This is a genomic window from Sphingomonas chlorellae, from assembly GCF_056485145.1.
In genome coordinates this window covers 259206-284913 of sequence record NZ_JBQXXM010000004.1, presented here as the reverse complement: position 1 = coordinate 284913, position 25708 = coordinate 259206, and the positions used below count along the sequence as shown (strand labels likewise).

General features: G+C 67.8%; 26 protein-coding genes. 16 read left to right on the top strand and 10 right to left on the bottom strand.

What is annotated here, in order from left to right; translation table 11 throughout:
* Positions 1 to 8 precede the first annotated feature (8 nt).
* Positions 9 to 416: a hypothetical protein gene (locus ACT3CF_RS12775; RefSeq protein ID WP_478423306.1), complete on the top strand. Its 408-nt coding sequence runs from the start codon at positions 9 to 11 to the stop codon at positions 414 to 416.
* Between the two features lie 18 nt (positions 417 to 434).
* Here ACT3CF_RS12775 and ACT3CF_RS12770 read toward each other — a convergent pair whose 3' ends face one another.
* Entirely contained in the window at positions 435 to 1670 is a 1236-nt protein-coding gene (locus tag ACT3CF_RS12770; protein WP_478423304.1) for a hypothetical protein, read from the bottom strand.
* A 107-nt stretch (positions 1671 to 1777) separates the two neighbouring features.
* Here ACT3CF_RS12770 and ACT3CF_RS12765 point away from each other — a divergent pair, with 107 nt between their 5' ends.
* The 3 genes from ACT3CF_RS12765 (at position 1778) to ACT3CF_RS12755 (ending at position 3437) form a co-directional block, all read left to right on the top strand.
* Positions 1778 to 2218, top strand: coding sequence for a hypothetical protein (locus tag ACT3CF_RS12765; RefSeq protein ID WP_478423302.1), 441 nt, complete (start codon positions 1778 to 1780; stop codon positions 2216 to 2218).
* 81 nt (positions 2219 to 2299) lie between these two features.
* Complete coding sequence (locus ACT3CF_RS12760; protein WP_478423300.1) at positions 2300 to 2782, top strand: hemerythrin domain-containing protein; 483 nt, start codon at positions 2300 to 2302, stop codon at positions 2780 to 2782.
* Between the two features lie 22 nt (positions 2783 to 2804).
* Positions 2805 to 3437, top strand: coding sequence for a UdgX family uracil-DNA binding protein (locus ACT3CF_RS12755; RefSeq protein ID WP_478423298.1), 633 nt, complete (start codon positions 2805 to 2807; stop codon positions 3435 to 3437).
* Here the strand turns inward: ACT3CF_RS12755 and ACT3CF_RS12750 are convergent.
* From ACT3CF_RS12750 to ACT3CF_RS12725, 6 genes are read right to left on the bottom strand one after another with little or no spacing between them, the layout of a single operon-like run.
* Complete coding sequence (locus ACT3CF_RS12750) at positions 3434 to 4321, bottom strand: RDD family protein (RefSeq protein ID WP_478423296.1); 888 nt, start codon at positions 4319 to 4321, stop codon at positions 3434 to 3436. The genes ACT3CF_RS12755 and ACT3CF_RS12750 overlap by 4 nt on opposite strands.
* The gene (locus tag ACT3CF_RS12745) at positions 4299 to 5366 is read right to left on the bottom strand and encodes a stage II sporulation protein M (protein WP_478423294.1); all 1068 of its coding nucleotides are present in this window, start codon (positions 5364 to 5366) and stop codon (positions 4299 to 4301) included. Before ACT3CF_RS12745 ends, ACT3CF_RS12750 begins: the two co-directional genes overlap by 23 nt.
* A complete protein-coding gene (locus ACT3CF_RS12740) occupies positions 5363 to 6709 on the bottom strand; it encodes a DUF58 domain-containing protein (RefSeq protein WP_478423292.1) in 1347 nt (448 codons plus the stop codon). Before ACT3CF_RS12740 ends, ACT3CF_RS12745 begins: the two co-directional genes overlap by 4 nt.
* Before the next feature lie 8 nt (positions 6710 to 6717).
* A complete protein-coding gene (locus tag ACT3CF_RS12735) occupies positions 6718 to 7674 on the bottom strand; it encodes an AAA family ATPase (protein ID WP_478423290.1) in 957 nt (318 codons plus the stop codon).
* Positions 7671 to 9071, bottom strand: a complete 1401-nt coding sequence (locus ACT3CF_RS12730) for a DUF4350 domain-containing protein (RefSeq protein WP_478423288.1) — start codon at positions 9069 to 9071, stop codon at positions 7671 to 7673. The genes ACT3CF_RS12735 and ACT3CF_RS12730 overlap by 4 nt, the downstream gene beginning before the upstream one ends.
* Positions 9068 to 9781 (bottom strand): DUF4129 domain-containing protein, encoded by a 714-nt coding sequence (locus ACT3CF_RS12725; RefSeq protein ID WP_478423286.1) that lies wholly within the window; start codon positions 9779 to 9781, stop codon positions 9068 to 9070. Before ACT3CF_RS12725 ends, ACT3CF_RS12730 begins: the two co-directional genes overlap by 4 nt.
* A gap of 125 nt (positions 9782 to 9906) precedes the next feature.
* Here ACT3CF_RS12725 and ACT3CF_RS12720 point away from each other — a divergent pair, with 125 nt between their 5' ends.
* From ACT3CF_RS12720 to ACT3CF_RS12700, 5 genes are all read left to right on the top strand, one after another.
* Positions 9907 to 10701 carry a DUF7847 domain-containing protein gene (locus ACT3CF_RS12720; protein WP_478423284.1) on the top strand — a complete coding sequence of 265 codons (795 nt, stop codon included), beginning with the start codon at positions 9907 to 9909 and terminating at the stop codon, positions 10699 to 10701.
* Between the two features lie 80 nt (positions 10702 to 10781).
* Positions 10782 to 11822 carry a cupin-like domain-containing protein gene (locus tag ACT3CF_RS12715; RefSeq protein WP_478423282.1) on the top strand — a complete coding sequence of 347 codons (1041 nt, stop codon included), beginning with the start codon at positions 10782 to 10784 and terminating at the stop codon, positions 11820 to 11822.
* A 69-nt stretch (positions 11823 to 11891) separates the two neighbouring features.
* On the top strand, positions 11892 to 12806 hold the full coding sequence (locus ACT3CF_RS12710) for a sulfite exporter TauE/SafE family protein (RefSeq protein WP_478423280.1): 915 nt from the start codon (positions 11892 to 11894) through the stop codon (positions 12804 to 12806).
* A gap of 44 nt (positions 12807 to 12850) precedes the next feature.
* Positions 12851 to 13573 (top strand): TIGR02186 family protein, encoded by a 723-nt coding sequence (locus tag ACT3CF_RS12705; RefSeq protein WP_478423498.1) that lies wholly within the window; start codon positions 12851 to 12853, stop codon positions 13571 to 13573.
* A gap of 180 nt (positions 13574 to 13753) precedes the next feature.
* A complete protein-coding gene (locus tag ACT3CF_RS12700; protein WP_478423496.1) occupies positions 13754 to 15364 on the top strand; it encodes an ATP-binding protein in 1611 nt (536 codons plus the stop codon).
* A 72-nt stretch (positions 15365 to 15436) separates the two neighbouring features.
* On the opposite strand, the gene ACT3CF_RS12695 is transcribed toward ACT3CF_RS12700, so the two are convergent.
* Complete coding sequence (locus tag ACT3CF_RS12695) at positions 15437 to 16708, bottom strand: peptidoglycan DD-metalloendopeptidase family protein (RefSeq protein ID WP_478423278.1); 1272 nt, start codon at positions 16706 to 16708, stop codon at positions 15437 to 15439.
* A 456-nt stretch (positions 16709 to 17164) separates the two neighbouring features.
* Here ACT3CF_RS12695 and ACT3CF_RS12690 point away from each other — a divergent pair, with 456 nt between their 5' ends.
* The 6 genes from ACT3CF_RS12690 (at position 17165) to ACT3CF_RS12665 (ending at position 22779) form a co-directional block, all read left to right on the top strand.
* Positions 17165 to 19654, top strand: coding sequence for a helicase-related protein (locus ACT3CF_RS12690; RefSeq protein ID WP_478423276.1), 2490 nt, complete (start codon positions 17165 to 17167; stop codon positions 19652 to 19654).
* Between the two features lie 13 nt (positions 19655 to 19667).
* Entirely contained in the window at positions 19668 to 19958 is a 291-nt protein-coding gene (locus ACT3CF_RS12685) for an RNA-binding S4 domain-containing protein (RefSeq protein WP_478423274.1), read from the top strand.
* Between the two features lie 51 nt (positions 19959 to 20009).
* Positions 20010 to 20348: a ferredoxin FdxA gene (gene fdxA / locus ACT3CF_RS12680; protein WP_478423272.1), complete on the top strand. Its 339-nt coding sequence runs from the start codon at positions 20010 to 20012 to the stop codon at positions 20346 to 20348.
* 268 nt (positions 20349 to 20616) lie between these two features.
* Entirely contained in the window at positions 20617 to 21150 is a 534-nt protein-coding gene (locus tag ACT3CF_RS12675) for a CarD family transcriptional regulator (RefSeq protein WP_478423270.1), read from the top strand.
* Between the two features lie 71 nt (positions 21151 to 21221).
* Entirely contained in the window at positions 21222 to 21986 is a 765-nt protein-coding gene (locus tag ACT3CF_RS12670; RefSeq protein ID WP_478423268.1) for a head GIN domain-containing protein, read from the top strand.
* 52 nt (positions 21987 to 22038) lie between these two features.
* On the top strand, positions 22039 to 22779 hold the full coding sequence (locus ACT3CF_RS12665; RefSeq protein ID WP_478423266.1) for a GIN domain-containing protein: 741 nt from the start codon (positions 22039 to 22041) through the stop codon (positions 22777 to 22779).
* Between the two features lie 9 nt (positions 22780 to 22788).
* Here the strand turns inward: ACT3CF_RS12665 and pdeM are convergent, their stop codons facing one another.
* Together pdeM and ACT3CF_RS12655 are read right to left on the bottom strand one after the other, a co-directional pair.
* The gene (gene pdeM / locus ACT3CF_RS12660) at positions 22789 to 23451 is read right to left on the bottom strand and encodes a ligase-associated DNA damage response endonuclease PdeM (protein ID WP_478423264.1); all 663 of its coding nucleotides are present in this window, start codon (positions 23449 to 23451) and stop codon (positions 22789 to 22791) included.
* Between the two features lie 32 nt (positions 23452 to 23483).
* Positions 23484 to 24863 carry a M20/M25/M40 family metallo-hydrolase gene (locus ACT3CF_RS12655; protein WP_478423262.1) on the bottom strand — a complete coding sequence of 460 codons (1380 nt, stop codon included), beginning with the start codon at positions 24861 to 24863 and terminating at the stop codon, positions 23484 to 23486.
* A gap of 138 nt (positions 24864 to 25001) precedes the next feature.
* On the opposite strand from ACT3CF_RS12655, the gene ACT3CF_RS12650 reads away from it, so the two are divergent.
* Complete coding sequence (locus ACT3CF_RS12650; RefSeq protein WP_478423494.1) at positions 25002 to 25700, top strand: TonB family protein; 699 nt, start codon at positions 25002 to 25004, stop codon at positions 25698 to 25700.
* Positions 25701 to 25708: the final 8 nt, after the last annotated feature.

Here is a 25708-nt window from a genome sequence, read left to right as displayed (position 1 = left end):
ACGTTGTGATGCTGAAGCGGATCGTGATCGGCGCGGCGCTGGCTGCGGCCCCCCTGTTCGTCGCGGCGCCTGCGACGGCGCAGAATGCCCCCCAAGGCGGCGTGCTGGTCATCTATGGCAACGACAAGTGCCCGACGAACAGCAACGGCGACGAGATCGTCGTCTGCCAGCGGCTGGACGAGGCAGAGCGATTCCGCATCCCCAAAACGCTGCGCGAGCAGCCGGGTCGGCCGCAGGCGAACCAGAGCTGGGCCGTGCGTTCGCAGGATGCGCTCCAGGCCGGGGCGACCGGCGTCGGCAGTTGCTCGACCGTCGGCCTCAACGGCGCATCCGGCTGTTTCGTCGGCCAGGCCAATCGCTGGAAGGCCGAGCAGAAGGAACGCAAGAAGGAAGAATCGACGCTGCCGCTGCCCTGAAGCGGCGCAGCGCCTGGTTCAGTCGCCGCGGCGCCGCACCCATTCGGGCGGCGCGCGCAACAGCGCGTCGGCGATCAGCCAGAGCAACACCAGCGCGCGCAGACCCGCCGCGACCGCGATCATGTCATAGCTGACCGCGGGGCTGGCATGTTCCATGCCGGCGAACCACCAGAACTCGGCGAAATAGGCCGCCAGATCGGCCAGCGCGAAAAGTGCCACCGGCACGAGCCTCGGTGCGGTGAGCAGCAGCAGCGGATAGAGCCACAGGTCGAACTGCGGCGAATAAACCTTGTTGGTAAGGAGAAACCACGCGATCAGCGGAGTGCCGAGCACCCAGAGCCGGTCGCGATGACGCCAGCCGGCGATGCCGAGGATCGCAAGCGCGCCGCCGAGAAAGACAATGCTTGCCGCAAGATTGCGCGCGTCGATCGCCGCGAACCAGCCGCGATAATGGGCGGCGATTTCCCACAGCGACGCGGCAGTGCCCGGCCGTGACTGTGAGAAGCGGTAGAACATGCTCCAATTGTCGAAAGCCAGGAGCGCGACGGGCAGGTTCACGAGCCCCCACGCCGCGATTGCCGCAGCGGCCGCGCCGCCGGCACGGGCGATGCGCCGCTGAAGCGTCTGGCCGGGCTCGACCAGCGCGGCGAGCCCGAACACGGGAAGCAGCAGCGCCGGAAACAGCTTCGCCGCCGCGCCCAGGCCCGCCAGCGCCGCCGCATGGGCGAGATGTCCGCGGCGCGCGCGCAGCATCGCCGCAGCGGCAAGCCCGACCGCCGCCATATCCCAGTTGTGCCCCAGATAGAGAATGAGCGGCGGCGCGAAGGCCCAGGCCCAGAGCCGCCGGCGATCGACGCCCGCCATCGCGAACATCCACAGCATTTCCCACGCGATCGCGGCGTTGACGAAGGCGACCACGCCCAGGAAATATGCGTCGTTCGCATGCGCCCCGCCGATCAGCCGCGCGATCAGCCCCTCCAGTCCGATCTGGAGCCCGGTGAGCACCGGATATTCGATCGGCACCTGGAAATAGGGAACCTGACCCGCCGCGACGCCGCGTCCCAGCCAGAAGGGGACGACATCGCTGTAGCAGCCGGTGGTATATTGTTCGGCACCCGTCCAGCCGCCGGCGAGACAATGGCTTTTGAATAGCCACCCCGCGAAGCAGGTGGCGAGCATCGCCGCGCCGAGCGCGACCGAAACCGGCGCCGCGCCGGTGGCGGTTCGGGGGAGGGAGAAGCGCGGCGCGTTCATGATCGCAAGCCCTATCGCGGGGTCGAGGCCGCGTCCATCGAGCGCGAGCCCTCGTTCGCGGCGCGATCCTATTTGGCGTTGCCGTACTTCGTGTTAGCCTGATCCTCATGGGATTGCTGGTCGCGCTTGCAGGGTTGTTCGCGGCGATGCTGGGGCAAAGCCCCGCGCCGGCGACAGGACGTTTCGCCGTGGGGCAGACCTGGACCTTTCTGGTTCGTCCCCGCGAGCCCGAGGCGATGCTGCGCATCCACCGGATCGAGCCCGATGCGGCCGGGCACCTAATCTATCACATCGGCGTCGTCGGTTATCGCACGCCCAACGGCGCGCCGGTCGACATCGCCCATTTGCCTGTTTCCGAGGCGACGCTGGTGCAAAGCGTGCGCGCACAGCCCGATCCGCGCATCGCCGCGACGCTGCGGTTTCTCTCGCCCGACGAGGGCATCGCCGAATGGCGGCGCGCGAAAGGGGGCGTGTTCACCCAATCCATGGCCGGGGTGCTGGCGACGATCGCCGATGCGATCGACGGTCCCGGTGCAGCAGTGCATTAGCGCCGTATCGGCGCAGCCGACGCGTACGGCAACCAACCGACGGCCCTGCGGGTTGAACCATCACAACCGCAGGAGACGAGCATGGCCGACGCCCGCATCTTTGCCGACCTGAAAGCTGATCATGATCGCCAGCGCACGCTGTTCGCGCGGCTGGGCGAGGGCAGCGGCGACAGCGGCGAGCGCCGTGCGACGTTCGAGGCGCTGCGGCTGGAACTGCAGGCGCATGCCGCCGCCGAGGAGGAGTCGCTCTACGCTGCGATGCTCGCCGATCCCGAGCTGCGCGAGGATGCGCGGCATTCGGTTGCCGAGCACAAGGAGGTCGATGACCTGCTGGGGGCGTTGATCGAGGCCGATTTCGGATCGCCGGAGTGGGCGGAACGTTTCGGCGAGCTGCGCCACCGTTATATGCACCATATCGACGAGGAGGAGCAGGAGATGTTCCCCGCCGCGGCGAAACGGATCGACAAGGCCGAGGCCGCCGACCTGGCGCGGCGTTTCGAAGCGCGCAAGCCCGAGGAGCGTGCCCGCGCGGAGGAGCATGTGCCGGGTGACGACCGCGAATGAGCGGAAGGGCGGCCACCGCCCTTTGACCGATTCCTCGACCGCGGCCGGCGACGACGGGGCGATCGATTGGGAGACGCTGCGCGACGCAGCCGCCGCCTGTACGCGTTGCCCGCTTTATCGTGGCGCGACCCAGACGGTGTTCGGCGAGGGACCGCGCGACGCCGCATTGATGCTGATGGGCGAGCAGCCCGGCGATCATGAGGATCTTGCCGGCCATCCCTTTGTCGGCCCAGCGGGGCAGTTGCTCGACAAGGCGCTGAGCGCGGCGGGGATCGCGCGCGGTCGCGTCTATGTCACCAACGCGGTCAAGCATTTCAAGTTCGTGCGCCATGGGCGCCGCCGGATTCATGCGCGTCCCAATGCCGGCGAGATCGAGGCGTGCCGATGGTGGTATGCGCAGGAGCGGACGGTCGTGCGGCCGGCAATGACGATCGCGCTGGGCGCGACGGCGGCGCGGCAGATGCTTGGACGCAGCGTGACGATCGGCGCTGCACGCGGACGGCCATGGGTGTTGTCCCCCGATGGCGGGCTCGGCTGGGTTACCGTCCATCCCAGCTTTCTGCTGCGCCAGCCCGACCGCGAGACGCGCGCCGCCGAGATGGCCGCATTCGTTGCCGACCTGCGCGCCGCCGCCGCTGCGGCAGACAGTCGCTAGCCGGCGCGGCGCGTGCCGAACTTGTCGTCGCGGCGGTTGCCCAGCATCATCGAGCGTTCGAGCCGCGCACAGAGCGCCGCGTAATAGTCGGACAGGAAACCCAGGTCGTCGCCGTCGTCAGGCAACCCGGCCTTGTGACGGATCGTCGCGGCGACGGTTGCGAGCGCGTCCTCGCGCCCCTTGCGCAGCACCGTTTCGAGCGTCTGCAATTCGTAGATGCCATAAAGGTCGAGCGCCGCATCGCTGAACACGCGCCGCGGGCGCTCGGCCTCGGCAGCGAGGTCGTCGGCGAGCTTTCCGCGGACCGTTTCGACGACCCAGGTCCCCGCCAGCAGATCGCCGATCCGCAGCCGGTCGCGGTTGAACAGCGGAAACAGCAGAAAGATGCCCGACCAGAGCAGGGCGAACACGACGAGGAAGGCGTCGGCGAGATTTTGCGAAACCTGTGCGACCAGGAAGGAGAGCGGGAGGAATGCCTCGAGTTCGCGCATGGCATTGCGAACGACCACCGCGCCGCCGCTGAGCCGTCCGCCGTCGCGCGCGACGACGCGCAGCCCCATCACGCGCTTGCCGGGCGTCGCGCCGCGCGATCCTGCTTCGAACAGGATGAACCAGCCGTTGCGCAAGACGAACAGTCCGATGAACCACAGGATCAATGCGAGTTCGGACTTGGTCTGCGCCTTTACCAGAAAGGCGAGGATCAACGTCAGCGCGATCATGATGAGCAGGATCAGCAACCAGTCGAGCAGGAAAGCGGCCGCGCGCGCACCCCCGCCCCCCAGCCGGAGCCGCAGGTCGACGCCCTCGGGCGTGATGAAATGGCGCTGGAGCGACGCGGCTTCGCGGCGCCGGGCTCCGCGCCTAAAGCGGATCGGCCAGCGCATCGCGCGTCTCCCGGCGGCGGGGCAGATAGAAATAGGCGAGCCAGCCGCCGAGCATCGCCAGCCCGATCGCATAGCGCGTCGAATCGTCCTGGATCGTCTGACGCCCGATACCCTCGAGTATCCCGGCGACAAGCAGCATGACCACCACGCCGCACATCACCGGCGCGACGGCGCGGCCGGCCGCGACCATCGCGTCGAGCCGAGCGCGACGGCCGGGAAATGCCAGCGCGGTGCCGATCCGCGTCCCCGCCGCCCCCGCGAGCGTGATCGCAAACAATTCGGTGGTGCCGTGGATGGCAAGCCACCCGCAAAAGCCGACGCCGAGCCCCTTGGGCACGAAAACGGCGAGCATCGCTCCGAGCGTGAGCCCGTTGTAAAGCAGAAGCAGCACGGTTGGCACTGCAAAGACGAAGCCGAGCGCGAAGGCGAAGATCGACACCTGGCTGTTGTGCGTGAACAGGAAGGCGGCGAAGACGGCGAGGCCGTCGTGGTCGCTGCGCCCGCGCGGGGCATAGATCGTCGCCCGCAGTGCCTCTGCGCTCGCGTCGGGCGTGCGGCCGCCGGCGAGGCCGTCGGGCAGGATCGCATAATACCAGCTCGGATCGCCGCGCACGAGCAGATAGCCGGCGAGCATCCCGACAATGAGCAGCGCGAATGCGAACAGTGTTTCGCGCCACAGCGCCGCGACGGCTGCCGGCCAGCCGCGGAACAGATAGTGGCGCAACTGATCGGCAAAGCTGGTCGGCACGCCATAAAGCTGGAAATAGGCGCGCGTGCACAATTGCTCGAGATAGGTTGCGAGCGCCCGATCGAGCGAAGTCTCACGAACCACCGCCAGCGACGAGAGCGCGGTACGGTAGAGCAGCGGCAGCGCGAGCAGGTCGTCGGCGTCGAGCACGCGTACCGACCGCTTCTCGATCCGGGTCAGCAGCGCGTCGAGCCGCCGCCATTCTGCCTCATGTGCCGTGCGGAAGCGCGTGGCGTTGACGAGCGGGGCGCCGCCCGCAGCCACCGGCGCGGCGTCGCGATCGACAAGCGCGTTCACAGCAGGTTCCTCCGCTTGAGATCGACATAGGCCTCGACCAGCCGGTCGGCGACCTGATCATAGGGGCTTTCGACGATATGCGCGCCGAGGTGGCGCAGGCGAAGCAGCACCATTCGCCGATCGCGCAGCAGCGCCGCGGCGGTGACCGCACGGGTGACGTCGGCGGCGCTTTGCGGTCCGCGATCGACGATCGTTTCCAATTCGACATCCTCGAGCACGACGACGAGCACCAGGTGCGTGTCCATCAGCCGCTGGGCGGCGCGGACCATGAAGTCGGCCGAGGTGAGATCGGTGAATTCGGTGAACAGCACGATCATCGACCGCCGGACGAGGCGGGTCGCGAGCGTGGTGAGCGCAAGCGTGTAGTTGGTCTCGTCGCCGCTATAATCGATCCGTGCGGCCAGTCGCTGAAGCTCGCCGAAAGCGGCGGTGCCGGAGATGAGGCCGCTGGCGACGCGGGGCCGCGAATCGAATGCGTTGAGCGCGACGCGGTCGCCGACCTTGAGCGCCACCCAGCCTGTCAGCAGCATCGCGGAAACGACACGGTCGAGACGGCTGAGGCCGCCGATCGGCTCGCACATCTGCCGACCGCAATCGACGGCGAAAACGAGCTGGTTGTTGCGTTCGGTCCGGTATTCCTTGGCGTGAAGCTTCACATGGCGCGCCGACTGCTTCCAGTCGATCGTGCGGCGGTCCATCCCGGCGCGGAACTCGACCAGCGTGTCGAAATCGGCGCCGTCGCCGCGTTCGATCTGCGCCATCAGCCCCTCAATCGTGCGTCGGCGGAACAGCTCGGCACCGCGGGCGCGGACGGGCCGCGTATCAGGGTGGATCGCCATCGTCGCGCCGATGGTGAGCACGCGCTGCTTCCAGATCAGCCCCAGCGGTCCGCTCCAGCGCAACCACAGCCGTTCGATCCGGGCAGTGCCGCGGCGATGCGCGACCAGAGGGATCGCGGCGGTGCCGCGCCCGCCGTCGAGCGCGAGCCAGCCGCCATTGTCCGGTGCCGCATCGCCGCTGTCGGGACCGGAGGCCGTTGCGGGTGCAAGCAACGGATCATCGTCGAGCGCAAACGCGACGCGACGTGGTGCTGCGCCCGTGATCGTCACGCCCAGTGCGGCCTCGACCGTTGCGCCGACGCTCGCCTGCGGCGGCAGCACGAGGTTTGCTGTGACTGCGCGCGGTCCGGCGCCCGACAAGGCGTCGGCAAGCGCCGCGACGACCACCGCCAGCGGCAGCGCGAGCGCGGCATACCAGCGATCGGGCACGGCGATCGCCACCGCCAGCGTTACCGGCAGCCCCAGCACGATCAGCAGCACGGCAAGGCGCGTGGGATAGAGCATCGACCGGCTCAGCGCGGCGCCTCGATCGATTCGATGATCGTGTGGACGACGTCCTCGATCGCGCGCCCGTCGATTTCGGCGGCGGGCGAGAGGATGAGCCGGTGACGAAGCAACGCGGGCGCAAGCGCCTTGACGTCGTCGGGGATGACAAAGTCGCGCCCGTCGATCGCGGCGCGCGCGCGGGCGGCGCCGGCGAGCATCGCTCCGGCGCGGGGCGATGCCCCCGATTCGAGATCGGCCACGTCGCGTGTGCCGCGGATCAGCGCGAGGATATAGTCGACGACGTTGTCGGCGAGCAGCACCGTGCCGACGGTTGCGACCGCTGCGGCGATGGTGGCGGCATCGGCGACGGGGGTGACCCCCCAGTCGCCCGGCCCGGTGGTTGCGGTGCGCGTACCGTGAAGCGCGATGATCTTTCGCTCTTCCTCCGCGCTGGGATAGTCGACGATCTGCTTGAACAGGAAGCGATCGAGCTGGGCCTCGGGGAGCGGATAGACCCCCTGCTGCTCGATCGGGTTCTGCGTCGCGACCACGGTGAAGCGGTCGGAGAGCGGCATCGTCTCACCGTCGATCGTCACGGTGCGTTCCTGCATCGCCTCGAGCAGTGCCGCCTGTGTCTTGGGCGGGGTGCGGTTGATTTCGTCGGCGAGCAGCAGTTCGGTGAAGATCGGGCCGCGCGTCAGTGTGAAGCTGCTCGTCTGGAAGTTGAACAGGTTCGCACCGATGATGTCGCCCGGCATCAGGTCGGGCGTGAACTGGATGCGGCCGAAATCGAGCCCCAGCGCCCGCGCGAAGCTCGACGCGAGCAGCGTCTTGGCCGTGCCGGGCGGTCCTTCGAGCAGGATGTGCCCGCCCGAGAACAGCGCGATCAGCATCAGCTCGACCGTGCTTTCCTGGCCGACGACCGCGCGGGCGACCTCACCCCGGATACGCGCCGCGAGCGCCTGGACTTGCTCAACCGTCACTTGCCCTTCTCCATTCTGTCCCCCAGCCATGCGTGGAGCGCGCGTGCCGCCTCCCGCAGTTCCTCGGCGTTGCGTGCGGCCTCGACCGCGGCGGCGCACTCGGTAAAGCGGCGCGGGCCGCTGAGCGCGTCGAGATAATCGTCGAGCGCTGCGTCGCGCAGCCGTGCGGGCGCGCCGAACACCCGCGCGGCACGCTCGCGGATCACCGCGACATAGCGCGGCCCCATCGCCGCCTCGCGTCGCGCCTTGCGGACCAGCGCCGCGCTGTTGTCGACCAGCACCGTCTTGCCGAACGCGATCGCGCGGCCGCGCGGCGCCGGCGGGCCGAACCGCGCAAAGGCCTGAATCCCGGCGAGCACCAGCGCCGCGAGGATCGTGAGCGTCACCGCGAGAAAAGGCGGCTCGAACATCAACCGCAACGGGCTTTTCGAGTGGCCGAAGCCGTTGAGGCTGACGTCGAACACGATCGTGTCGGGCGGCGTGCTGTTGAGCGAGTCGAGCAGCGCGAGCGCGGCGCGTGCCTGATCGAGTGATTTCATGCCCTGATTGTTGAGCAGGTCCGGATCGGCGAGCACGTAGAGCGGTCCGTCCCCGATCTGCGCCAGCAGGATACCGCCCTGCGCATCGCTGAGAAGCGGAGTGATGCGGGGTGGGGTTGGCCGTGCGGGGGCTGTCGCCGGTGCGGGCAAGCCGGGGACCGTCGGGGCACCGGGATCAGCCCGGCCCGCCTCTGTGCGATTATCCGCATCATTCTCGGCATCATGGTCCGGCGCTGCTGCCCGGGGCTGCACAGGGCGGACGCGCGGCGGCTGAACGGGTGCCTGCGGTGCCAGACCGGTGATGACCTGCGCGACGCGCGGCTCGTACAGCTTCACGCCGGGGGACAGGTCGGCTCCGTTGAGCAGTTTGCCTGCAGTGCGTCGGCGCGCGATCTTGAGTTGAGCGCCGGGCGCGAAGACACCTTCTGGCTCGAATGCGGGAAGCAGCCCTTGCGCCTTCACCCAGCCACGGTGTTTTCGGTCGGTGACCGTCTGCCATTTCGGCAGGATGACCAGCGTCGGCTTTGCCTCGCGCCTTGTCGCCTCCGAAATCTCGGTCGAGGCCCGTTCGGGCGTGATGACCAGCAGGCTTTCCGTATCGAACTGGCGGGGATCCCGGACGATGCGGACGTTCCGTCCGCCCGCCTGCGCCAGCTCGACGAGCGCCGCAAAGCCGGTCGCACCGTTCGACAACGCGTGCGCGCCGCCGTTTCGCCCCGACTGCAGATCGGGCGCGAAGGCACCCAGCACCAGCATCCCGGCAAAGGCCAGCAGGCCGATGGCGAGCAGCAGCGCAAAGGTGATGGGGCGCATCAGGCCCGCCGCGGCGGGTTGGCGACCGATCGCGATGTCGCTCATCGTTGCCAGCTCCGCACCTGAGCGAAATCGGCATAGGCGGCCCGGCAGCGCGTCCAGGTTTCGCCATCGACAGCGCGCCCACCGAACAGGCTGCGCTCGACGACGGCCGCCAGCGTGGCGAACAGGTGCCGTGGACGTTCGGGAATCGCGGTGGCGCGGGCGAGATCCCGGCTGGTAAGCGCAGGGCGGACGAGATGCGGGCGGCGCTCGGCGATGTCCTCGACGCTGCGGAGCAGCAGGTGGTGCACCGCCTCGCCATATTGGCCGCGTTCGGCGAGCGCATCGGCCTCGCGCAGCCATTCGCGCGCGGGCGCAGCGTCAGGCGTCCAGTCGGCATCCGGATCGGGCGCATCGATCGAAGCGGGTGAAGCCACGTTGCGGCGGCGCAGACGGGGCAGCCGCCATTCGCCTTCGCGCAGGCGGACAAACGCCATCCACAAGGCAAAGAGCGCGAGCAGCGCGATCATGCCCCAGAGCAGGGCCTCCACCAGTTGCGGTTGGGGCAGATGCCCCGAAATCCAGCGGATCAGCCGGGCAAGCGGCCGCAGCGCGTCGGCGATCCAGCGCCCGATGGCCTGGAGCCATTCGGGCATCTGGGGCGGCTTGGGCGGTGCGGCGCTCGGCAGGTCGAACTGGATATCGCCGTTCGACCGCAGCGCGCGATGCGCCGCGGCGAGCCGTGCGTCCGCGCTCCCCTCTTGCCCTGCCACCGAATTGCTTCCCCCACGTCCGGTCCCCAACCTAAATATTTTACGGGGCACCGCAAGCGGATGGATGACAATCGATACGAATTGCGCAATCCATTCCGGGCTATTTGCAGAGGGGGATCTTTAACATGGCGAGTGCAGCGGAGCGCGGCGAGGATCGCGCCTTTTCAATCAGCAGCGTCTTGAGCATGGCGTTCGGCGTCGTGCAGGACAATCCGGTGGCGACTTTCGGGATCGCATTTCTGTTCGGCGCGCTGCCGCAACTGGTGCTCCGCGGTGTGGTGTTTCCGATGCTGGCGGTTCCCGGTGCCGCCGTGGCAACCGCGTTCACATCGATCTTGGCCGGACTGATCGCGATCTTCTGCAGCTTCCTGGTGCAGGGCGCGCTGGTGCGCGCGACCGCCGCCTATGCCCGCGGCGAACGGGCGTCGCTGGGCGAGACCTTGTCAGCGGGCGTCGGCAAGGCGTTGCCGTTGCTGCTGTTGTCGATCCTGATGGCGCTGGGCATCGGCTTCGGTTTCCTTTTGCTGATCGTTCCGGGTGTGATCCTGGCGATCATGTGGTCGGTGGCGGTTCCGGCCCTGGTGGATGAGGATCACGGGATTACCGAAGCGCTGGGACGCAGCAGCTTCCTGACCAGCGGTGCGCGCTGGCGTATTCTGGGCCTTGGGCTGGTCGTGATGGTATTGTTCTGGTTGCTGAGCATTCCGCTGGGCATCCTGGCGGTACTCACCGGCGCCCAGATGGCGCAGGGTGATCCGGAATCGTTGTTCGCGATAAGCCCGATCTTCCTGATTGGCTCGGCGGTCGTCACGACCCTTACCAGCGCGATCGGCGGGGCGGTGCAGACCAGCCTGTTCGTTGCGCTGCGCGACTGGAAGGAAGGCCCGCAGGTTGAGTCGTTGGCCGACGTGTTCGCTTGAACCGAGAGGCTACGGCGCGCCGACATGTGGAGAGGGATGATCGTAACGGTGGCACGGCCGGGAATCCGGCAGCGCAGTCGATGAACATCGTGGCGCAGACGGCGCGGCCGGTGCCGGCAATGACGGGTGTCGCGCCCGATGCGATTCCCTATGACGCGCTGATGGCGGGCCAGCAGCCGGTGATCCTGAAGGGCATCGCCGCCGGCTGGCCGCTCGTGCGGGCCGGGATCGAATCGGCGGACACCGCGATGGCGGTCCTCAAGCGATTCGACGGCGGCCGGCCCGTCGTCACGTTCACCGGTGCCCCGGAGATCGGCGGACGCTTCTTTTACAACGAAACGGTGACGGGGCTCAATTTCACCGGGCGGCGGGAGCCGTTGTGCACGCTGCTCGATGCGGTTGGTCCGCGGATCGGCGATACGGATGCGCCCAGCTTCTATGTCGGGTCGACCGATCTGGACGATTATCTTCCCGGCTTTCGGGCCGAAAACGACCTGGCGCTCAACCATCCGATGTTTGCTGCGCATCCGCCGCTTGCAAGCATCTGGATCGGCAACCGCACCATCGCGACGTGCCATTACGACATGTCGCACAATCTGGCGGTGTGTGCGGTCGGCCGGCGACGCTTCACCCTGTTTCCACCCGATCAGGTCGCCAACCTCTATCCCGGCCCGCTTGAACCGACGCCGGGCGGGCAGGTGGTGAGCATGGTCGATTTCGCGACCCCGGATTTCGAGCGCTATCCCGGCTTTCGCGCGGCCATTGCGACCGCGCAGGTGGCCGAACTCGAGCCGGGCGACCTGCTCTTCTACCCGGCCATGTGGTGGCATCACGTCGAGGCGCTGGCGCCCTTCAATGTGCTGGTCAATTATTGGTGGAATACCAGCCCCGACTGGCTCGACACGCCGCAGCTGACGCTGCTCCACGCGCTGCTGAGCCTGCGCGATCGGCCCGAGCCCGAGAAGCGCGCGTGGCAGGCGCTGTTCGATTATTATGTGTTCGGCGCGGCCGAGCGTGCGGGCGCGCATCTGCCCGAAGCCGCGCGAGGGCCGTTGGGGCCCATCGACGCCGCTACTGCGCGGCGGCTGCGCGCGATGTTGCTGCAGCGGCTCAACCGCTAGAGCGCGCCGCGACGACAGACGGCGGCCGGCCTTTGTTCACGCGGTAAAGCAGGTTATGCCGTGGGGGGCATGGATCTGTACCTCCCGATCGCGAACCTGTCGGTCAACGCGTTGGTCATCGTCGCGCTGGGGCTCGGCGTCGGGCTGCTTTCGGGCATGTTCGGTGTGGGCGGCGGGTTCCTGACGACGCCGCTGCTGATCTTTTACGGCATTCCGCCGACGGTCGCAGCTGCATCTGCCGCAAGCCAGGTGACGGGAGCGAGCGTTTCGGGAGTGTTCGCGCATTTCCGTCGTGGCGGCGTCGACGTGCCGATGGGGCTGGTTCTTGTTGCCGGCGGCGTGATCGGCAGTATCGCGGGTGCATGGCTGTTCGCGCTGCTCCAGTCGAGCGGCCAGATCGACACGGTGATCGGGATCCTTTACGTGCTGCTCCTCGGCACGATCGGCGGACTGATGCTGCACGAATCGATCGGGGCGGTGCGGGTCGCGCGGGGGAGCCGGCCGGCCCCAGTGCGTCGCCGCCGGCACCATCCGCTGGTGGCGATGCTGCCGTTGCGCTGGCGATTCTATCGCTCTGGGCTCTATATCTCGCCGTTGGCGCCGCTGTTGCTCGGCTTTTTTACCGGCATCCTGACGGTGCTGCTGGGTGTCGGCGGCGGCTTCATCCTGGTGCCGGCAATGTTGTATCTGCTCGGCATGGGGACGCAGGTGGTGGTCGGCACCTCGCTGTTCCAGATCCTCTTCGTGACCGCCGCCGCGACGATGGTGCATGCGACGACGACCAAGGCCGTCGACATCGTGCTGGCGGTGCTGCTGCTGCTTGGATCGGTGACCGGCGCGCAACTGGGGGCCCGGTTCGCCCAGCGAATGAAGCCCGAATACTTGCGGCTGGCATTGGCATTGATGGTGTTGATGGTGGCGCTGCGGATGGGGCTGGGGCTCGCCTGGCGCCCTGACGAGATCTATTCGGTCGCGCTGTCGTGAGACGGGCACGGCGGCTGCTTCTTGCGCTCGCGGCGCCGCTGGTGATGGGACAGGCCAAGCCGGTGCTCGTCCCGGACGTATCGCAGCGCGATATCGAGATCGTCTATTCGTTCACCGGCGCCGAACTGCTGCTGTTCGGCGCCATTCTCTATCCCGGCGGGCGGGCGCCCGATCCGCGCGACGGGCCGCTCGACATCGTCGTGGTCGTCAAGGGCCCGACGCAGTCGATCGTGGTTCGCGAGAAGCGGAAGATCGCCGGCATCTGGATCAACGCCGAGCGGATGCGCTATCGATCCGCGCCGAGCTTTTATGCGCTGGCGTCGTCGCGCCCGGTGGACAGGCTGGTCGATGCCCGCACGCGCGCCATTTACGAATTGGGAGTGGACAGTCTTCAGCTGTCGCCCGCATCGGGGGCTGCCCCCACGGTTCAGGCGCGGTTCGACGCCGGGCTCGTCGATTTGCGCCGCCGCGCCGGGCTTTATGTCGAGGCGCCGCGGGCGGTGGAGATCACCGACGGCGTTCTCTATCGCGCGCGCCTGCAGATCCCGGCGCGTGTGCCCGTCGGACGCTTTACCGCCGAGACCTTCCTGATCCAGAACGGCCGCGTTCTCGCGGCTGCGGTACGGCCGATCAACATCCGTAAATCGGGTTTCGAGCGCTTCGTCGCCCAGGCGGCGCAGCACGACTCGGTCGCTTATGGCATTCTGGCGGTCTTGCTGTCGGTGGCATTCGGGTGGGGGGCAGGCGCGATCTGGCGTCGATTCTGACGCGGTCGCACCGGTCGGTCGCCGTTCCGGGCGCAAACGCGACGAACGCCCCGCAAACTCACGCATTTTTTACATATTGTCCGACAGGATCGCCGCAGGGGATCAGCGGAGTTTCGAATGCACAGCCACAGCGGCGTATCGCCCATGCACGGCACCGCACCCGGCGCGCCCGCCGGCGAAATGCCGGCTCGGGCCAGCCTGCGCCCGATCGGCGCCGTGTTCGCCGTCAACGGCAGTGCCAGCCAGGTGGTGATCGAGATCGCTGCCGCCGATGCCTTTGCCAACCACGCCGATCCGACGATGGCGAGCGCCGGACAGGTGGGCAGCCAGCTCAAGATGCGCGTCGGCAGTACCTGGCTGATCGCGAGCATTCGGGCGTTGCGGCTTGATTCGACCGGCGAGCGGATCGTCGCCGACATCGACTTCATCGGCGAGGGCGACGAGGAACGGCTGACGGGTAAGCTCTACAAGTTCCGGCGCGGCGTCACGCGCTATCCATCGCCGGGATGCCCCGTCTTTCCGCTTTCGACGGCCGATCTGCGCCAGATCTATGCTGCCGACGAGCGCGCGCATATCGAGATCGGCACCGTCTATCCGACGCGCGACATCCGCGCCGCACTGTATGTCGATGCGCTGCTCGGCAAGCATTTCGCGCTGCTGGGGTCGACCGGCACCGGCAAATCGACGGCCGCCGCGCTGATCCTGCACCGCATTTGCGAACGCGCGCCGCATGGGCATGTGGTGATGATCGATCCGCACGGCGAATATGGCAGCGCCTTTCGCGGGATCGGGGCGTTGTATGACGTGTCGAACCTGCAGATGCCCTATTGGCTGATGAACTTCCAGGAAACCTGCGAGGTGTTCCTGACGAGCGAGGGGTCAGCGCGACAGGTCGACGCCGACATCCTGGCCAAGTGCCTGCTCCAGGCCAAGGGGAAGAACCGCCTGGCTGCCGAATATGGCAAGATCACCGTCGATGCCCCGATCCCCTATCTGCTGTCCGACCTGACCCAGATCCTTCAGCTGGAGATGGGCAAGATGGACAAGGCGACCGATACAGCCCCCTATCTGCGGCTGCGCAGCAAGATCGACGAGATCAAGTCCGACCCGCGTTATGCGTTCATGTTTTCGGGGATGCTCGTCGCCGACACGATGGCATCGTTTCTGGCGCGCGTGTTTCGCCTTCCGGCTGAGGGCAAGCCGATCTCGATCATCGACGTGTCGGGCGTGCCGAGCGAGATCACCTCGGTGGTGGTCGCTGTGCTCAGCCGCATGGTGTTCGACTTCGCGATCTGGTCGCGCGGCGAGACGCGGCACCCCGTGCTGCTGGTCTGCGAGGAAGCGCACCGTTATGTGCCCAGCGAGCGAAATGCCGATGGGTCGTCGGTGGCGCGGATCCTGAGCCGAATTGCGAAGGAAGGGCGCAAATACGGCGTTTCGCTGGGGCTGATCACACAGCGGCCGTCGGACCTGGCCGAAGGTGTTCTCTCGCAATGCGGCACGATCCTGTCGATGCGGCTCAACAACGAGCGCGACCAGGCGTTCGTGCGCGCAGCGATGCCCGAAGGCGCGCGGGGTTTTCTCGATTCGATCCCGGCGCTGCGCAATCGCGAGTGCATCGCGGTGGGCGAGGGCGTGGCGACGCCGATCCGGCTGCTGTTCGACGCCCTTGAGGAGAATCGTCGTCCCGCATCGGGCGATCCGGTCTTTTCGGAACTGTGGCGGCACGCAGGCGGCGAGGAGCAGATGCTCGAGCGGACGATCCGCCGCTGGCGCGCGCAAGGTCGCTGATCGGCCTGCGGCTTTCCCCGGATCCTTTTTGGAGGCGGCGGCGCGGAGACTGAGTGCCTGCCCGACCCCGACCTATTCGGCGTCCGGATCAACTCCGTGGCCGACCGGAACCGCCTGCATCGCGCGCAGCTTCGCGCGGAAGGCGCCCAGGTCGTTGCCGGTGAGCTGGCGCATCGTGGTGAACGACACCGAGCGCGGGTTGACCGCGACGCCGTTCTTGTAAAGCTCGTAGTGAAGGTGCGGGCCGGTCGAAAGACCCGAGCTGCCGACGGCGCCGATCTGTTGTCCCTTGCGAACATGCTGGCCACCGCGAACGATGATCCGGCTGAGATGGCCATAGCCGGTCCCGAAGGCGCCGTGGCCGAGCCGGATGAAATTGCCATATCCCGAGCTGCGCCCGGCGAACTGGACGACGCCGTCGCTCGCGGCATAGACCGGTGCCCCCCAAGGCGCGGCGATGTCGATGCCCTTGTGCATTCGCGTGAAGCCGAGCAGCGGGTGGCGGCGCATGCCGAAGCTGGACGAAATTCGCCCCGCAGCGGGCATCGCCATCGCGCCGGTGCTGCTGCCGCGGCCCAGCCCGTCGAACCATTCGGTGCGGCCGTTGCTTTGCCATGGCAACAATTGCAGGCGGGTGCCGCAGTCGTTGACGCCGGCATAAAGCAGGTTGCCGAGCTGGACTTCGCCGGTTTCCGCACGCGCCTGCGAAACGATCAGGTCGAAGCGGCAATTGGCGCCGAGGTGCGACACGGGAACGCGGCTGGCCAGCGTCTTGATGAACGCTTCGACCGCCTTGGGCGGCGCGCCGGCGGCGCGTGCCGAGCGATAGAGACTGGCGCCGATCGTGCCCTGGACACGCAGCGGGGTATGATCGATCGCGATCGGGATCTGGCGCAGCGCCAGTGCATTGCCCTGGCGCGCGACCTCGAGCTTGAGGTCGAAGCGCGCGCGGAACGCAAGCTTTTCGAGCGGTCGCGGCTGATCCTTGCTGTTGCGGCGGCCGAGCGTCAGGTCGAGCGTCGTGCCCGGTTGAATCGATCCCAGCGCGATGGCGCGAGTGACGAGGGCGCCGACCTGTGTCGCATCGGCATGACCGACTCCTGAGCGCTGGAGGACGCCGAGCAGCGCGTCGCCCGAGGCCAGCCGCGCGTCCAGCGAGATGACGGGGCGTTCGGGCGTATCGGTCAGCGGCGCAACGAGTCGGGTGGCGGCGAGACGGGTGCCGGTGGTGGCGCCCATCGCCAGCGGACGGATCGCCTGGGCGCGCTGCGCATCGAGGTCGGCGCCGGCAAGCGGGGTAGGCACGGTGCCGTAGATCGGTGTCTCCAGGCCCGGCGCCAGCATCACCGTCAGCGTGCATAGTCCGAGACAGGTCGCCAGGCCGCGAAACCATGTGGCCGAACCGATGGCGGCGCCAAGGTCTGGCGCAAGTTCGAACTGATCCAGCCAATGTCTGCGGACTGCGGGAGTCGGCGCGGGCGCGGGGGACGGCGACGCCGGCGTGGCGCCCCCCCCGGATTGATGACCTGGCTCGACGGGCAAGAACAAGGCGGACGGCCTCTTGAAACACCTTTTGCGCGCGGGGCCGATCGCAACGGCCCTGCCCGAATCGTTGTGCAAGAGAGGGTTTAAAGTCAAATTAAGCAGCCTGTGCCCCACGCGTGGCTGCGGCGGATCGTGCGTGCCGCAGGACGAAGGGAAATCGCCCTTCGGAACCGGTGTAAAACTGGTGGGTGCGAGCCGTTCGGGCAAGCAGGGGGTGTTGCTTAAGGGGCGTCGCGGAACGATCTTGGGCGCATAATGAGTCAATTTGCCCGTTCTCCGGTGGTCGCGGTGCTCGGCCCGACCAACACCGGCAAGACCCACCTCGCCATCGAGCGGCTGTGCGGCCATTCGAGCGGGATGATCGGCTTCCCGCTGCGGCTGCTGGCGCGCGAGGTCTATGACCGCGTGCTCAAGATCAAGCGGCCGGAGGAGGTCGCGCTGATTACCGGCGAGGAGAAGATCGTGCCGCCGGGCGCGCGCTGGTTCCTGTGCACCGCCGAATCGATGCCGATGGAGCGCGATTTCGCCTTCGTCGCGCTTGATGAGGCGCAACTGGGGGCCGATCCCGAACGGGGCCATGTGTTCACCGATCGGATCCTGCGCGCGCGGGGACGCGAGGAAACGATGCTGCTGGGTTCGGACGCGCTCCGGCCGATGCTCAAGGCGCTGGTACCCGATGCCGAGGTGATCGGTCGACCGCGCTTTTCCACGCTGAGCTATGCAGGGGCAAAGAAACTGTCGCGGTTGCCGCGGCGCTCGGCGATCGTCGCCTTTTCCGCCGAGGAAGTCTATGCCGTGGCCGAGGCGCTGCGGCGCCTGCGCGGCGGCGCGGCGGTTGTGATGGGCGCGCTCAGTCCACGAACGCGGAATGCGCAGGTGGCGATGTTCCAGGCGGGCGAGGTCGATTATCTGGTCGCGACCGACGCGATCGGCATGGGGCTCAACATGGATGTCGCGCATGTCGCCTTTGCGTCGCTTCACAAGTTCGACGGGCGCCGCCAGCGACGCCTGACGCTTGCCGAAATGGCGCAGATCGCGGGACGTGCCGGGCGACACCAGCGCGACGGCACCTTCGGCGCACTGCACGAGCAGGGACCGGGCGCCTTCGCTCCCGAGGAGGTACTCGCGATCGAAGCGCACAATCTGCCGCCGCTCGAGCATCTTTACTGGCGCGAGGGGGCTCCCGATCTGTCGAGCATCGACGCGCTGATCGACAGCCTTGAGGCGCGGCCGCAGGTGCCGCAGCTTCGCGCCGCCCCCGAGGCGGTCGACCTTGCGGTGCTCAAGCGGTTGGCGGGCGAAGACTGGGTGCGTACCCGGGTGAGCCACCCGCAGATGGTCGCGCGGTTATGGGCCGCCTGCGGTCTGCCCGATTTCCGCAAGCTGGGCGCGGATGCGCATGCGCGCTTCGTGGGGCGCATCTTCGGCCATCTGTCGGAGGGGCGTGGGCATGTCCCGCATCAGTGGTTTGCCGATGAGATCCAGCGGCTGGACAATATGGCCGGCGATGTCGAAACGCTGGCCGGGCGGATCGCCGCGGCGCGGAGCTGGGCCTATATCGCCCACCGCGCCGACTGGCTTGCCGAGCCCGCCCATTGGGCCGAACGGACGCGTGCGATCGAGGAGAAGCTTTCGGACGCGCTCCATGCCAGCCTGACGCAGCGCTTCGTCGATCGGCGCACGACGGTGTTGCTGCGCCAGATTGGTGCCGACGCCTCGAATCTGCCGGTGACGATTGGTCCGGAAGGGGAAGTCAGCGTCGAGGAACACCCATTGGGGCGGCTGGAGGGTTTCCGGTTTGTCGTCACGCCCGACGCGCGCGCGGCCGACAAGCGGATGCTGCTCGCCGCGGCGGAAAAGCGGCTGGCGGGCGAATTGCGGCGTCGCGGTGAGGCGTTGGCCGTCGCGGCCGATGGGGAATTGGCGCTGACACCGCTCGACGACGGGCAGCCGGCGATCGGGTGGCGCGGCCATGCCGTGGCGACGCTGCACCGTGGGGCCAATCCGGTGCGCCCCCGCGTCGAAGTCGACCGCGCGCTCGACATTCTCGATCCTGCGCAGCGCGCGGCGTGCCAGAGCCGGCTGGAGCGATGGTTCGTCGAGCAGGTGGCGCGGCATCTGGGCGTACTTGCCCGGCTCGACGCGCTGACCCGCGATGCGGACGCGGGTGGCGCATTGCGGGCGATTGCGCACGCATTGGTCGAAGCCGGCGGACTGCTGCCCCGGCGGGCGGCGGCGGCAATGGTCGAGGCGCTCGATCCGGCGGCGCGGCGGCGGCTGCGCCAGATCGGCGTGACGATCGGGACGCTGGACCTGTTCGCGCCGACGCTTCTCAAGCCAGCGGCCGCGCGTTGGCGACGCGAGTTGATGGGGCTGGAGGTCGCGCCGCGCGACGGTGCGACCGTGTTGCCGCGCGGCGCGCCGGGTGCCGATCTGGCGCATGGCTTTCGCCCGCTCGGTGCGCAGGCGGTGCGCGTAGACCTTGTCGAACGCATCGCGCGGGCGGCGCATGACAGCCGCAAGGGGCGCGCGCCCTTTGCGCCCGATCCGGCATTGGCGACTTCGATGGGAATTCGCCCGGAGACGCTGGCGCGGCTGATGGCGCAACTGGGGTTCCGCACGGCGCGGGCGCCGAAGGGCGAGCCGCCGCGCTGGATCTGGCAGGGGCTGACGCCCCCGCCTCCCGTCGCCGCGCCAGCGCCGGGCAGCCCCTTTGCCGTGCTCGCGGGGCTGCGGGATGGCTGAGCCGACGGGGACGATGCGGATCGACCGCTTTTTGTGGTTTGCGCGGCTCGCCAAGACCCGCAGTGCGGCGCAGGCGATTGCCGAAAAGGGGACGTTGCGCCTCGACGGACGGCGCATCGAGCGCTCATCGGCGGCTGTCCGTGTCGGTTCGATTATCGTGTTTCCGCTTTACGGTCAGGTGCGAGCGCTGCGCGTCGAGGCGCTGCCCCAGCGCCGCGGACCGCCGGCGGAGGCGGCGACCCTGTACACGCCATTGGAAATCGGAACGGCCAAGGGCGTTGACGAGCGGACCCCCGACGCATAGCAGGGGCGCCACTTTTCGCCCGCGAATCCGCTCAGGGGAGCCAGTGTTCAAATGACCTATGTCGTCACCGACAACTGCATCCGGTGCAAGTACATGGATTGCGTCGAGGTGTGTCCGGTCGACTGCTTCTATGAGGGCGAGAACATGCTCGTCATCAACCCCAACGAATGCATCGATTGCGGCGTGTGCGAACCCGAATGCCCGGCCGAGGCGATCTTCCCGGACACCGAAAATGGTCTGGAGAAGTGGCTGGAGCTCAACCGGTCCTATTCGGAGCAGTGGCCCAACATCACCCAGAAGGGTGAGCCGCCCGCCGACGCCGATGCGATGAAGGACGTGAAGGACAAGCTCGAGCAGTTCTTCTCGCCCAACCCCGGCAGCGGAAGCTGATCCGCGCGCCGGCTGGGCCGGCGCCATCGAAAATGCGAACCAATCGCAAAAACTTGCTGGCATGTGCAACTTTTCGCACTGCACCGTAGCCGCACGACTGGTAATTTTATTACGAGCGTGTTAAATGGGGGAGACGGCGGCGAAGAATCGCCTCCGCCCGGAGAAGCAAGCAAAGTTGCCCCGATGTCGCCCGCCCGCAGCGCGTAGCCGCCTGTGGGCTGACGCCCAGTCCATCGGGGCCGGGTCATTCACGAAAGGTTTCTCGCACATGGCTGCCAAGGCGCTGTCCTTCGATGTCGGCGATTATGTCGTTTACCCCAAGCACGGCGTGGGCCGTGTGGTCGAACTCCAGAAGCAGGAGATCGCGGGTATGCAGCTCGAGCTTTATGTCCTGCGCTTCGAGAAGGAGAAAATGACCCTTCGCGTGCCGACCAACAAGGCCGAGAGCGTGGGTATGCGCAAGCTTTCGAGCGACAAGACGCTGAAGGAAGCGCTGGAGACGCTGAAGGGCAAGCCCAAGGTCAAGCGCACCATGTGGTCGCGTCGTGCCCAGGAATATGAGGCGAAGATCAACTCGGGCGATCTGGTTTCGATCGCCGAGGTGGTCCGTGACCTGTTCCGCGCCGACGACCAGCCCGAGCAGAGCTATTCGGAGCGCCAGATCTTTGAAGGTGCCGCGAGCCGCCTTGCGCGCGAACTGGCGGCGATGGAAGAGACCGACGAGCCTGCCGCGCTCGAGAAGATTCTCGACATTTTGCGCAAGGCCGCGGCGATCCACAACAAGGACAAGGCTGAAGCCTGAGTCCCGAACGGGCCCTTCCACAGGCCGGTTTTGAAAAGGGGCGCCCCGGAAGCGGGTGCGCCCCTTTTCCTTTGCCGACATCGGGTGTATTGCATAAACAATACACGATCACGGAGAAGGTCATGCGCTTGATGCTGATGCCGTTCGCTCTTGCCCTGCCACTCGCGGCATGCGGCGCAAATGCTGCGGACTCTGTCGCGAGCCCGGGTGACGGCCCGGTGCGGAGCTATGCCGCGCGTGGCTTCACCGGCGTGGAATTGCGCAGTTCGGATTCGGTGGACGTTCGCACCGGCGGCGAATTCTCCGTCCGGGCGGAAGGCGCGCCGCGCGATCTCGATGCGTTGGCGATCCGGGTCGTCGACGGCGTGCTGCGCGTCGACCGCAAGAGAGGCATGTGGTCGACGCCCTCGAGCCGGGGCGTGCGGGTGCACGTCGTCATGCCGCATTTGTCGCAGGCAAGCGTCGGCGGCTCCGGGCAATTGCGCGTCGATCGCGTCAACGGCCCGGTGAAGGCCGCAATCGGCGGGTCGGGCGCGCTCGATCTGGGGAGCGTCAACGGCCCATCGGCCGAATTCGCGATCGGCGGGTCGGGACGGCTCACTGCCGCCGGGAACGTCGGCATGCTGAAGGTGGCGATCGGCGGATCGGGCGATGTCGATGCGAAGCAGCTTCGTGCGCGCGGCGCCAATATCTCGGTCGCAGGATCGGGCGGCGTCAATGCTGTGGTCGCCGGCGATGCGCAGGTTTCGATCGTCGGGTCTGGCGATGTCGTTCTGACGGGCGGCGCGCGTTGCCAAGTGAGCCGTGCCGGGTCGGGCGAGGCCCGCTGTAGCTAGGCCAGGGGCGTCTCGCTTGCACCAATCGGTCCGGGGTGCGACGTTCCGCTGCATGAGCTCGCGTGCAATTGCCCTGCTGTTGGGAGTCCTGTTGCCGATGGCGCCTGCCGCGGCGGCAAACCCTGCGGCCGCGCCATCGGAGCGCGTACGGCACTATGTCGTGGCGGCGTTCGAACGGCTGCGCGTCGAAGGCCCATATACCGTCGAACTGGTTGCGGGCGCGCCGCGCGCCGAAGCCGAGGGAGACGTTGCGGCGCTCGATCGGCTGGTGGTTCGTGTCGATGCGGGAACGCTGATCGTCAGCGGCGGCGTGCCGAGCTGGGATGCGCGTCACGCGGCGAAAGGAGGCGGTGCCAGGGTCCGCGTGCGACTGGCGACGCCCGCATTGCGCGCCGTCCGGGTTGCAGGCGACGCCGTGGTGCGCGTGACGGGACTGGAGGGAGCCGACGCGTCCGTCTCGCTGGCGGGCGACGGCCGCGTCGCCATTGGCGGCATTGCCGTCGAGACGATCGCGGCGACGCTGAGTGGTGGAGGAACGATCGCTTTGACCGGACGCGCGATGCATGCGCGCGTTACCAACGCCGGAAGCGGAACGATCGATGCGGGTGAACTGGCGACAGGTGAAGCGCGGCTGGCGACGCAGGATCGCGGCGGCATTCGCGCAACGGTTCGTTATCGTGCGCAGATTCTCGCTGGCGGCGCCGGCCTTATCGAGGTTCTCGGAACTCCCGAATGCCGGATCAGCGGACCGGGGCCGGTTCGTTGCGACGGTCCCGGCGGACGGCGTGATTAGCGATACCGGTCAGGCGGCAAGGGGGAAACGTAGCATGCGTCCGTCGACGGGGACCAGCGCCTCGGCCGCGCCTCCCAACGCGCGATGGATTTCGGGATGGCTCGGATCAAGGCCGCCGGTGAGCGCGCCGAATGCAGGCAGGATCAGCTTGGTCGCACTCGCGACGAAGCAGCGGCGGGCGACGTGACGACCGCGGCTGTTGATCCGCAACTTGGGATGGAAATGGCCTGAAAGCTCGGGGCGCGGATCGGCAGGGTCGGCCTCGTGGCGGAGAACCAGCCCATCGACGGTCGCTTCGTGACGGACCTGACCGCCGAGCGGTTCGGCGAGACCCGTGTCATGGTTGCCCGTGATCCAGAACCATTCCAGCCTCGTCGTCAGCGTGCGGAGCCGGGTGGCAGCGGCGGTGGGCAGGCGGTATTGGCCCCGATCGTCGTGGAAGCTGTCCCCCAGGCACCAGAGTTCGCGCGCCTTGGTGCGTTCGATCAACGTTGCGAGTGCCGCAAGCGTCGCCTGCGAGTCATAGGGCGGCAGCATCTGTCCGCGCGCAGCGAACCAGCTTGCCTTTTCGAGATGCAGGTCTGCAACCAGCAGCGCCTGACGCGCCGGCCAGAACAGCGCGCCCTCGGAAAGGGCGCAGAGTTCATGGCCGGCGAACGAAAAGGGAACCATGCCAGTTCCTATCCCGCGATCGGGGACCGCCGTCAATCGCGGCCGAGCGCGCCCAGAATGCGCACCCATGAGCGGATGCCCTTGTGAAAGCTGATCCGATCATATTTCTCGTTCGGCGAATGGATGTTGTCGTCGTTGAGCGCGAAGCCCACCATCACGCTGTCCATCCCGAGGATCGACTGGATCGAATTGACGACCGGGATCGATCCGCCGCAGCCGAGCAGCGCCGAGCGCCCCCATTCATCGTCGAGCGCGCGCTGGGCGGCGACGAGCATGGGGCTGTCGTCGGCAAGGCTGATTGCGCGCGATCCGCCGCGGGCGATGAAGCTGGCGCGGCAATCGGCGGGCAGGCGATTCCGGACATGCTGCTGGAATGCGGCCCAGACCTGATCGGGATCCTGCCGTCCGACAAGGCGGAACGAGACCTTGGCGTGCGCCTCGGCCGGGATCACCGTCTTGAAGCCTTCGCCGGTATAGCCGCCCCAGATCCCGTTGATCTCCGCGGTCGGCCGCGCCCAGCACTGCTCGAGCACGCTGAAGCCTTGCTCGCCCGCGGGCGCGGCCAGGCCGACTTCGCCCAGGAAGGCGTCGCCGTCGAAGCCCAGCGCTTCCCAGTTGGCCTTGACTGCCGGACTGATCGGCTCGACCCCGTCATAGAAGCCGGGCAACGTCACGCGGCCGCTTGAATCCTTGAGATCGGCAAGAATCCCGGTCAGCACCTGGATCGGGTTGCGGGCCGGGCCGCCGTACAGCCCCGAGTGGAGATCGCGCGAGGGCCCGTGCACGGTCACTTGCCCGCCGGCCATCCCACGAAGTCCGATGGTAATCCCAGGCGTGGCTGGATCCCACATTGAGGTGTCGCAGATGAGCGCGACATCGGCGCGCAGTTCGTCGGCATGCGCGTGCAGGAACGGTTCGAGGCTCGAAGAGCCCGATTCTTCCTCACCCTCCAACAGGATCGTGACGCGACACGGCAGCGTGCCCGTCTGTTGCTTCCACGCCCGGCAGGCCTCGATAAAGGTGCGCAACTGGCCCTTGTCGTCGGAGGCCCCGCGGGCAACGATCACTTCGCGGCCATCGGCCAACGTCTCGATCGCCGGGTCGAACGGATCACGGCGCCAGAGCGAGACGGGATCGACCGGCTGGACGTCGTAATGACCATAGAAGAGGACGTGCGGTCCCTTGCCCGCATGGTGTGCGACGACCATCGGGTGTCCGGGTGTGGGCGCAACACGCGCGTCGAACCCCAGTTCGGCGAGTTCGCCAGCGAGCAGTTCGGCCGCGGCAAGGCACGAATCGGCAAAGGCCGGATCGGTGGAGATCGACGGCACGCGCAGGAGCGCGAAAAGGCGGTCGAGGCTCTGGTCGAGCGTTGCGTCGACCTGCGAGAGAATGGCAGTGAGATCGGTCATCGGGACGGGCTACGCTCCGCTCGGGCGCGGAGCAAGCCGGTCGAGGGGGCATTGCAAGCTCTTGCAAATAACTTGCAATAGCGCATAAGGGCGTGCGTGCCGACTCATCGTTTTCTAGCCACCGGTTGCGCATTGAGCGTGCAGACGCTTTTGCTGGCGCAGTTTGTGCTGCTGGCGATGGTCGAGCCGCAGGGGGGCGGCGCGCGGACCCAGACGCTGTCACTCTATTCGATCGCGGCCCCGGAAGCGGTGGAAGCGAAGCCGGCGCCGGAGCCGCCGTCGAGGAAGGTCGAGGCCGCGGCTTCCGTCTCGCCACTACCGGCGTCGACGCAGCCGGCAACGGCATCCGCGGCCGTGTCGCTGGCGCCAGCGCCGTCGATGCCGGTGATGGGCGAGGCCGGTGCGGTGCCGGCCGTGGCGGGAACAGCGGAAGCGTCCGGTATGTCGGGCATGGGCGGCCCGACCAGCGGCGAAGCGAGCCAGCCCGGTCATCAACTCGTTGTGTCGCGACCGATCGATGCGGGCGCTCAGGGGGCGGCGCGCGGGGTACGCGATCGCTACGCGACCCTGATCGCGGCATGGCTCGAACGGCACAAGGCCTATCCGGCAGAGCTTGCCGCACGGGGCGACGGCGGTGTGGTGTGCGTCCGCTTCCGCATCGATGCGCTGGGGCGCGTGCGCGAACTGACGCTGGTCCGGGGCAGCGGGATGGCGTTGCTCGACCGTCTTGCACTGGCGCAGGTTGCAGCGGCGGCGCCGTTTCCCCGCCCCCCTGCGGGGCTGGAGGAGGGCGAGCGGCGGTTCGAGGTGCCCCTGCGTTACCGTCCGCGCGGTTGATGTTGATG

What these genes read in the sequence shown, in the direction of transcription:
- ACT3CF_RS12775 (WP_478423306.1), top strand. Translation starts at nt 9, where the DNA reads ATGCTGAAGCGGATCGTGATCGGCGCGGCGCTGGCTGCGGCCCCCCTG.
- ACT3CF_RS12770 (WP_478423304.1), bottom strand. Translation starts at nt 1,670, where the DNA reads ATGAACGCGCCGCGCTTCTCCCTCCCCCGAACCGCCACCGGCGCGGCG.
- ACT3CF_RS12765 (WP_478423302.1), top strand. Translation starts at nt 1,778, where the DNA reads ATGGGATTGCTGGTCGCGCTTGCAGGGTTGTTCGCGGCGATGCTGGGG.
- ACT3CF_RS12760 (WP_478423300.1), top strand. Translation starts at nt 2,300, where the DNA reads ATGGCCGACGCCCGCATCTTTGCCGACCTGAAAGCTGATCATGATCGC.
- ACT3CF_RS12750 (WP_478423296.1), bottom strand. Translation starts at nt 4,321, where the DNA reads ATGCGCTGGCCGATCCGCTTTAGGCGCGGAGCCCGGCGCCGCGAAGCC.
- ACT3CF_RS12740 (WP_478423292.1), bottom strand. Translation starts at nt 6,709, where the DNA reads ATGCTCTATCCCACGCGCCTTGCCGTGCTGCTGATCGTGCTGGGGCTG.
- ACT3CF_RS12730 (WP_478423288.1), bottom strand. Translation starts at nt 9,071, where the DNA reads ATGAGCGACATCGCGATCGGTCGCCAACCCGCCGCGGCGGGCCTGATG.
- ACT3CF_RS12720 (WP_478423284.1), top strand. Translation starts at nt 9,907, where the DNA reads ATGGCGAGTGCAGCGGAGCGCGGCGAGGATCGCGCCTTTTCAATCAGC.
- ACT3CF_RS12715 (WP_478423282.1), top strand. Translation starts at nt 10,782, where the DNA reads ATGAACATCGTGGCGCAGACGGCGCGGCCGGTGCCGGCAATGACGGGT.
- ACT3CF_RS12710 (WP_478423280.1), top strand. Translation starts at nt 11,892, where the DNA reads ATGGATCTGTACCTCCCGATCGCGAACCTGTCGGTCAACGCGTTGGTC.
- ACT3CF_RS12705 (WP_478423498.1), top strand. Translation starts at nt 12,851, where the DNA reads ATGGGACAGGCCAAGCCGGTGCTCGTCCCGGACGTATCGCAGCGCGAT.
- ACT3CF_RS12700 (WP_478423496.1), top strand. Translation starts at nt 13,754, where the DNA reads ATGCCGGCTCGGGCCAGCCTGCGCCCGATCGGCGCCGTGTTCGCCGTC.
- ACT3CF_RS12695 (WP_478423278.1), bottom strand. Translation starts at nt 16,708, where the DNA reads ATGCTGGCGCCGGGCCTGGAGACACCGATCTACGGCACCGTGCCTACC.
- ACT3CF_RS12690 (WP_478423276.1), top strand. Translation starts at nt 17,165, where the DNA reads ATGAGTCAATTTGCCCGTTCTCCGGTGGTCGCGGTGCTCGGCCCGACC.
- ACT3CF_RS12685 (WP_478423274.1), top strand. Translation starts at nt 19,668, where the DNA reads ATGCGGATCGACCGCTTTTTGTGGTTTGCGCGGCTCGCCAAGACCCGC.
- fdxA (WP_478423272.1), top strand. Translation starts at nt 20,010, where the DNA reads ATGACCTATGTCGTCACCGACAACTGCATCCGGTGCAAGTACATGGAT.
- ACT3CF_RS12675 (WP_478423270.1), top strand. Translation starts at nt 20,617, where the DNA reads ATGGCTGCCAAGGCGCTGTCCTTCGATGTCGGCGATTATGTCGTTTAC.
- ACT3CF_RS12665 (WP_478423266.1), top strand. Translation starts at nt 22,039, where the DNA reads ATGAGCTCGCGTGCAATTGCCCTGCTGTTGGGAGTCCTGTTGCCGATG.
- pdeM (WP_478423264.1), bottom strand. Translation starts at nt 23,451, where the DNA reads ATGGTTCCCTTTTCGTTCGCCGGCCATGAACTCTGCGCCCTTTCCGAG.
- ACT3CF_RS12655 (WP_478423262.1), bottom strand. Translation starts at nt 24,863, where the DNA reads ATGACCGATCTCACTGCCATTCTCTCGCAGGTCGACGCAACGCTCGAC.